Here is an 8,424-nt window from a genome sequence, read left to right on the forward strand (position 1 = left end):
CCTTTCCGAAGCTTCTCATGAAGATATTCTTATCCTGCAGCTGCCGGATTCGGAAAGTTAGGGGCATTCATATCCTTCCGAATCTTTATGTATGAACAAGTGAAAGAAAGCTTCGGAAGAAATAAAGGAGGAGATGATGAAATTTAGAACTTATGTAATTCCAATAATATTAATTGGAATATTACTCGCAGGTTGCAGCAAGGATTCAGGAACGAGTCCAAGCGGTGGTCTCGATCAGGATCTGGTTGGAAACTGGATCCTTCAAACCTATACGGATGAAGACGGAGAGCAGGATTATGAAGGTTTTGTTAATATCGAAGCAAACGGAAACATGAATGGTGAATTTGTGGATGAGGAAGATGATGAGACAGCAACTTTTTCCGGGAAAGTAACTTCTACCGGAAGCACAATGACAACCGATATCACTCAAAGCAATGCTTTATGGATCGAGGTTGGAACTTATCAATGGGATTACCAGATCAATGGTCAAACCTTGATCATGGAAGGAACTGTAGATGATGAGTTTCTTGTTTTGAGTTATTCTCAAGGTGGTGGAAATCCTGATGAGAAAGGAAATTTAACAGGTACAGTTACAGCAGGTAGAAATCCGTTGGAAGGTGTTTTAGTGCAGGTTCTTGGTACGAGTTTAAGTGATCAAACCAATGCCAACGGAGAATATTCTATTTCGGATATTCCGGTTGGAACTTATTCCGTTAAATTCTCCAAATCAGGTTATGAAGATCACACAGAAAACAATGTTCAGATCTCTGACGATCAAACAACAACTGTGAATGCACAGATCGATCAAGCCAGCGGCGGAAACGGTTTGGTTTACGGATTTGTTGCCGATGTTATCAATCAAACTATAGTATCAGGTGCTTACATTGAAATAGAAGGAACATCTTTCAATACAACAAGCAATGCAGATGGAATCTATTCTATTGAAAATGTACCTGCTGGAAATTACACAATCAACTGCACAAAGGATGGTTTTGATAATGCAACACTAAATGTAGAAGTTATTGCTGATGAAGAAGTCGCTGCTGATTTCCTCTTGATGCCGGAAGGTTCGACAAATTCCGGCAGTGTTGCCGGTTTTGTAACCAATTTAGATGGAGAACCAATCGTAAATGTTGTTTGTCAAGTCGTGGATCTTTATAATTCCTCTCTTACCTTTGATGACGGTTCTTATGAAATCTTTCTGATCCCTTCTGGCACTTACAACATCAGTTTTTCCAAACCGGGATATGAAACTTTAGTAGTTGAAAATGTAACCGTAACAAACGGCGGAACGACTAATCTCGATGTTCAACTGCAACAAATAAGCGGTACCGGAACTCTCATCTGTTATGTTGAGAATACTTTCCAGATTCCAATTAACGGAGCAGCAATTGAAATTCTGGATACAACATTATCAGGAGCAACAGGAGTTTTGGGAACATATACATTTCAAAGTGTTCCCACCGGAAATTATACGGTTAGAGTTTCCAAACAAGGTTATACGACCCAGGATATTGAGAATGTCGAAATTTTATCAGGACTTCCTCAATATATTTATGTAACTTTGACAAATTAATTCGGAGGTTAGGATGAAAAAGATAATAATATTTGCATTGATCGTTCTTCTTGTTTCTCAATTAAATGCCGGTAAGATTTCCGGTAGATTGATGACAGAGATCAAAATGAAGGATAGATTCAATCGTGGTGAATTCGATGCAGTTCCAAAATTAATAAAAGATGCTCCCAGTTTTGAATCCCAATTAATTTTCCTACATTTTGAGAACAAACCGAATAGCAGAATACATTCTCAACTCGAAAATATGGATGTAACACTTTTCCCAAAAAGTTGGATTCCACCGTGTAATAATCATCCGACTGGATTTATGACTGCGCGTATTCCGGCAATTAGAGAAAAACTTCTCCAATTGGAAAAAATACCGGAAATCAAGATGATCAATTCTGCTGAAAGAACTCTATCTCTGCATAACGACAGAGCAGCAGAACACACCGGAGCATTAGCTCTTTCGGAAAATCCGTATAATCTTACCGGAGAAGGAGTGAAAATCGCTGTCATCGATTCCGGTTTCCAACTCGATCATCCGGATCTTCCCGATCCATTCATCGCAGTAGATTACAGTAATTACACAGCAGAACCGGACAGCGATTTCACGGTTTCCAACGAATCGACTCATACCGGACACGGAACTCATGTTGCCGGCACAATTCTCGGACAAGGAACGCAATCTAACGGAGTCTGGAAAGGAATGGCTCCCGGAGCAGATTTTATAGCTCTTAAAGTTGGACATGATAATACGGGAGCGATTTATCTTTCTGCATTTCTTCATTGTCTTTATGCTGCCAGATTCTATTATAATGCTGATTTTATCAATGCCAGTTTGGGTGGATATGATGATTATCATGACGGCAGCAGCGAAGATGCACAAATGGTAGATATTATTTCCGAAGATGGTTGTGCTGCCTTTATCTCAACCGGAAATGATGCAGATAGAAACTGGCATTTTTCAGGAAATTTAGCAGGAAATGATCTTTCTGATTTTATTGCCGTAAACTACAGTGATACAAGCGAAACTCGTGATATTATCTACAATTTTAATATGATCTGGTATGATGGTCCTGATACTGAAATTCAGGAAGAAATGACAATGCTCTTTTATAATGAGGATTTCGAGCCGCTCTTTTTTCAGGATGTTGAAGATATGACTCAATCTCCGCGAGGAACTCAATCAAGATTTGGAACAGCTACGGTTTTCGGACAAAATCCCTTTTATGTTCAGGTAATGAATCAATCTTCCGAAAATCTGGATTTTCATTTATTCATAACATCCGGAAATGGAGAATTTTCCGATCCTGATCCGAATTATACGATTGCTTCCCCTGCTGATGCTGATCTGGCAATATCCGTCGGTTCTTATAACTCAAGAATAACCTGGACAAGTTGGGAAGGACTCATTGTAACTTTTACAGGATCGGATTTAGAAGAACTATCTCCTTTTTCTAATCAAGGTCCAAGGGTCGATGGAATGTTCGCACCAACCATTGTCGCTCCGGGAGTTGCTCTTATTTCACCTCGTGACGATGATGCCTGGAACGGACCTCCATTTGGCATCTGGACTCCTTTTGTGATAAGTAATTCTTATGCGGAAGGAGATGAAACCGGAGGTTTGCCTGCTGATTATATCATCTTGACCGGAACTTCGATGTCCAGCCCGGCTGCCTGCGGTTCTGCAGCATTACTCAAAGAATATGATCCGACCTTAACAAGAGATGAACTGGTCGTTCTGATCACAGAAAATGCGAGAACAGATGAATTTACCGGAGAATGTCCCAATCCTGCCTGGGGATATGGAAAACTCGATGTGGAAAATGCGATCCAACAATTAGTAGCTGTCGATGATAATTCTATCTCAAATAGTAATAATTTCGAACTTTTCCAGAATTATCCGAATCCGTTCACTTCACAAACAACGATCTCATTCCAACTAAACACCGAAAACACTGAAAACACAGAATTGAATATATATAATATCAAAGGACAGAAAGTGAAGCAATTTTCGATTGACGATGGTAGATTTTCGATTGAATGGAATGGAAAGGATGACAACAACAAATCAGTTTCCAGCGGAATCTATTTCTACAAAATATCGATTGATGGATTTACATCCGTCAAGAAATTGATCCTGATGAAATGAAAAATGGCTCACGGATTTCACGGATCAAACGGATAAAAATACTAAATTACAAAAAAATCCGTTAAATCCGTGTAATCCGTGACACAAAAAAGGAGAAGAAAAAAATGAAAAAGTTAGTAATTATCGTAATTTTATTAGGAGCTTTAGTTAATTCTGTTTATGCCGCGAAAGTTAGCGGAAAACTTTTCTGTGAAATGAAAATGAAAGAGATGTTTCAAAACAGGGAAATCGTAAAAAAACATGAGATCAACCGAAATGCACCTGATATGAATTCTCAACTCGTTTTTATTCATTTCGATTCAAAACCGGATTCCAGAATGATTGAAATGTTAGATCAAAAAGGAATCCAGATCTTTCCAGAAAGTTGGATTCCACCTTTGGAAAATCATCCGACCGGATATCTGACAGCAAAAATTCCCTTAAATTTGGAATTACTGGAAGAAATATCAGAGATTTCTCAAATCAAACGGATCAATACTGCTGAAGGACAATTCAAATTCAATAATGATCTGGCAGCAGAGAATACCGGAGTTTCTGTGATTTCATCCGAATCTTACAATTTAACAGGAGAGGGAGTAAAGATCGCGATCATCGATTCCGGCTTTGAGCTGGATCATGAAGATATACCAACTCCTTTGATCGCAGTTGATTACAGTAATTACACAGAAGCAGTTCCGGATAGTGATTTCACAGTTTCCAATGCTCACACCGGAACCGGACACGGAACTCACATTGCCGGTTCCATCGTTGGGCAGGGAACTCTTTCCGGAGGAGTTTGGAAAGGAATGGCACCAGGTGCGGACTGGATTGGTTTGAAAGTCGGACAGGATTATACGCATGCGATTCCTACTGCAGCACTTAATCATTGTTATAAAGCAGCCCGTTTCTATTATGATGCAGATCTGCTTAATGCCAGTATCGGAGGTTGGGATGTTTATCATGACGGCAGCGATGAAACAGATCAGATGGTTGACTGGATATCGAACGACGGCTGTCTTGTTTTCCAGGCAGCAGGAAATTCGGGAGATAACAAAATGCATTATTCAGGAACACTTTCAGGAGGTTCGAGTTCTGATTTTATTGCCGTCAATTATAATGATACAACTGAAACGAGAGCAACTTATTTCTTCAATCTTGTCTGGTATGACAGCCCAGATACAACAGTCCAAAGACCGATGACATTAGAATTCTATGATGAAGATTACGATCTGGTCACAATTCAGACGATTTATGACATGACTCAATCTCCGCGTGGAACACAATCCAGATATGGAACTGCCACGATTTTTGGAAATGATCCGATTTTTATAAAAGTTATCAATCAATCTGGTGAGACTCTCGATTATCATTTATTCAGCCAGTCAAGCAATGGTATATTTGCTGATCCTGATCCCTTCTATACTATTGAAAGTCCGGGAACTGCTGATCTGGCAGTCGCAGTCGGAGCCTGGGTAACTCGCAATGACTGGTACAGTTACAATTACCTGTACTGCTGGACAGATGAAATTGTGGGAGATATCGGCACTTTTTCCTCCAGAGGTCCGAGGATAGACGGATATCAAAAACCGGATATTTGTGCTCCCGGTTCGATGATCATTTCTTTGCGGGACGACGATGCTATTTCCGGTCCTCCCTTTGGAGTCTGGGGACCAAATGTGATCAATAACGATGGAGGAACAGGACTTCCGGCAGATTATTTCATTGCTCAGGGAACTTCCTGTTCGAGTCCGATTGCCTGCGGAGCTGCTGCTCTCCTGAAAGATTATGATCCACAAATCGATAGGACTGATCTTTATGTAAAACTCTGGAATCATGCTGCAATCGATGGTTATACCGGAGATGTTCCTAATGATACTTGGGGAGCAGGGAAGATCGATGTGGAAGCAGCATTGTCTGCTCTCGAAGAAGAATTGACTCCGCTTACTCCGGTAAATCTTCAGATAGAATGCACGGAAGACAATGTTACAATTAGTTGGGATGCTGTCACCCAAACAGTTGGCGGCAGAACGATCACAGCAGATTATTATAAATTATATATTTATGATGGTCCATATTCTCCAGTTTATACATCAGTTTATGATGTTTATGATACTTCCATACAATTAAGCCCGGAAGCAGATATGTATTTTTACCGGATTTCTTGTGTTTATGAACCATAAATGAATTAACCTTCCAAAGGTGTCGTGCAAATATTTCATTCTTATTGACCTTTGGAAGGTTTCAGTTTTAAATCACGGCAGAAATTGCTGATCTTCAATGAAATTTTAATAAAAATTTCATTGTGGGAATTTTCATAAAGTTACTTTCATTCAAAAGCCATCTCAATTTTCCATTCTTTCCAGACTTTTCCAACTAGATCCGGCCCGGGATTCAAAGTCATTTTTCCTGGTTTCCAACCGGAAGGAGTTGCTTCTGTTCCTTTGCTGTTCCTGACATATTGGAATGCCTGGATCTGCCTTATAGTTTCGGAAACATTTCTACCAACCGGAGGAGTAAGGACTTCATAACCCTGAATTACTCCATCAGGATCGATCAGAAATCTTCCTCTTGTTTCAACTCCTGCATCTTCATCGTAAACATTATAGATGGTTCCTACTTTTCCACCGGCATCAGATAACATCGGGAAAGGAATTCCGCCTTTCACCATTTTGGAAAGTTCATTATCATTCCACATTTTATGAACAAACATACTGTCCACACTCATAGATAGAACTTCTACTCCTAATTTTTGAAATTCGTTATATTTTCCAGCAACTGCTGAAACTTCGGTAGCTCAAACAAAAGTAAAATCTCCGGGATAGAAACATAATACTACCCACTTCCCTAAATAATCAGACAATTTCACATTAATGAACTTACCTTTAAAATAAGCCGGAGCTGTAAAATCCGGTGCTTTTTTTCCCACTTTGATCATCATTACCTCCTTTTTTTCTTTCTGCTTTTTCTCTTTTTTTTCATTTCTTGTTTCCGAAATTGTACCACTTGTTGGTCTGGCACAACCAACAGGAATTTCTTCATTCATTTTATTACCTCCTGTATGTAAATTCAATGATTTCCAAATCCTTTTCCAAAATCATACCCGGTCGGATTCTGGAAAACTCTTAAACCGAATTCCGGGATTGCTGCTAAAATATGATCAAAAATATCTGCCTGGATCGCTTCATAATTAGCCCATTTAATATCATTGGAGAAAACATATATCTCGATCGGAAGTCCGGTTGCTCCGGGAGGAAGTTGCCTGATCAAAAAGGTCATATCTTTTCTGATCTGAGGATGATTTTTCAAGTATTCAGAAATGTAGGCTCGGAAAGTTCCTATATTAGTCAGTCTTCTTCCATTGATCAGTTCGGAAGTATCGATTTTTTTATCTTTATTGAATTTCATTATTTCTGTTTTTTTAGATTTCAGATAATCGGTAAGAAACTGGAATTTTTCAAACTTGCTTAACATCACTTCATCACAAAATCTGATACTCGCCAGATCGATATAAACTGCTCTTTTGATCCTGCGACCACCGGAATTTTCCATTCCACGCCAGTTTTTGAACGAACCATCGATCAGTTTATGGGTAGGAATGGTGGTGATCGTTTTATCCCAATTCTGGATTTTTATGGAATGCAGAGCAACATCGATCACATTTCCGTCTGCTCCGAATTGCGGAACTGAAAGCCAATCTCCAATCGCAATTAAATTATTGAACGATATCTGCAGGCTGGCAACGAATGAGAGGATCGTATCTTTAAAGATCAAAAGCAGAACCGCGGTCATTGCTCCCAATCCGCTGATCAGGATCCAGGGGGATTTATCAAAAACAATTCCAAAAATAATGATAAATCCGATGATATAAAAGAAGATGGAAACGATCTGCAAATATCCTTTGATCGGTTTTGCCTGGGATCTTTTAATGGTCATATAAATATCGTTTGCAGCATTCAGGAAAGCAGAAATCGCTGATATGAAAAAGAAAACGATCAGCGATAAGGAAATTCTTTTTACAAGTTCCTGGATAGATGGAAATAGGTAAGATAATGAATAAAAGATCACGAAGGGAAGGATAAAAGCAAATTTGTGGAAAACCTTTCTGGCAACAATATAATCATCCCATTTGGTTTTGGTTTTTTTGCTGATATGTTCAATAACTTTTAAAATTATTCTTTTAAAAATGAAATATGAGATCAAGGCTAAAATAAAAACTCCGGAAAATGTGATAATTTGGGCTATTGTGGAGTTTACATTCAGCCAGTTTTGGATGGTTTGCAGGTTCATTGGTTCTCCTTATTAAAAATATTTATGAGTCCACTCTAAAAAGATCAAATTCAATAAAATTAGAAACCGTTAAAACGGTTAATACTTTTTCCTGTTTCATTAACCACCAACTTAAGTTGGTGGATTATAAGAAGATAGAGGTCATTAACCGATTCATCAGTTTCCAAATTTCGTGCAAAATTTCATACATATTCCAAATTATTGCCTTTTTAGAGTGGACTCATTTATAAAACTGTCATTCCGAGTATTCTTCTGGCTTTTCTATCGAGGAATCTCAAGATTCATCCGAAGAATTTCCTTATAAGATTCGTCAGAATGACACTACTTAGTGCTTGAACGAAAAGTACGTTTTCTCAATAAAAGGAAACTTGACTTAAGCCGTAGGTCTTGAGTTAAGTTTACTGACATAAGCAAGTTAGAAAACTTAAATCAAGTCAGCTAAAGCAAA

5 protein-coding genes are annotated in these 8,424 nt (G+C 38.7%); 3 read left to right on the forward strand and 2 right to left on the reverse strand.

All coding sequences use genetic code 11. The features are described 5' to 3' along the window. Positions 1-133 precede the first annotated feature (133 nt). From ENL20_08525 to ENL20_08535, 3 genes are all read left to right on the forward strand, one after another. Entirely contained in the window at positions 134-1,576 is a 1,443-nt protein-coding gene (locus ENL20_08525; GenBank protein ID HHE38601.1) for a PEGA domain-containing protein, read from the forward strand. Between the two features lie 13 nt (positions 1,577-1,589). Further along, complete coding sequence (locus ENL20_08530; GenBank protein HHE38602.1) at positions 1,590-3,710, forward strand: T9SS type A sorting domain-containing protein; 2,121 nt, start codon at positions 1,590-1,592, stop codon at positions 3,708-3,710. Between the two features lie 104 nt (positions 3,711-3,814). Continuing rightward, the gene (locus ENL20_08535) at positions 3,815-5,869 is read left to right on the forward strand and encodes a hypothetical protein (GenBank protein HHE38603.1); all 2,055 of its coding nucleotides are present in this window, start codon (positions 3,815-3,817) and stop codon (positions 5,867-5,869) included. A 146-nt stretch (positions 5,870-6,015) separates the two neighbouring features. Here ENL20_08535 and ENL20_08540 read toward each other — a convergent pair whose 3' ends face one another. Then, positions 6,016-6,732: a peroxiredoxin gene (locus ENL20_08540; protein HHE38604.1), complete on the reverse strand. Its 717-nt coding sequence runs from the start codon at positions 6,730-6,732 to the stop codon at positions 6,016-6,018. Positions 6,733-6,755: 23 nt separating this feature from the next. Beyond that, positions 6,756-7,976: a mechanosensitive ion channel gene (locus ENL20_08545; GenBank protein ID HHE38605.1), complete on the reverse strand. Its 1,221-nt coding sequence runs from the start codon at positions 7,974-7,976 to the stop codon at positions 6,756-6,758. Positions 7,977-8,424 lie beyond the last annotated feature (448 nt).

Source organism: Candidatus Cloacimonadota bacterium (assembly GCA_011372345.1).
In the GTDB taxonomy this organism is placed as follows: Bacteria; Cloacimonadota; Cloacimonadia; order Cloacimonadales; family TCS61; genus DRTC01.

Bases quoted from the DNA above. Each gene is read 5' to 3' on its own strand.
- ENL20_08525 (HHE38601.1), top strand. From the start codon at position 134: ATGATGAAATTTAGAACTTATGTAATTCCAATAATATTAATTGGAATA.
- ENL20_08530 (HHE38602.1), top strand. From the start codon at position 1,590: ATGAAAAAGATAATAATATTTGCATTGATCGTTCTTCTTGTTTCTCAA.
- ENL20_08535 (HHE38603.1), top strand. From the start codon at position 3,815: ATGAAAAAGTTAGTAATTATCGTAATTTTATTAGGAGCTTTAGTTAAT.
- ENL20_08545 (HHE38605.1), bottom strand. From the start codon at position 7,976: ATGAACCTGCAAACCATCCAAAACTGGCTGAATGTAAACTCCACAATA.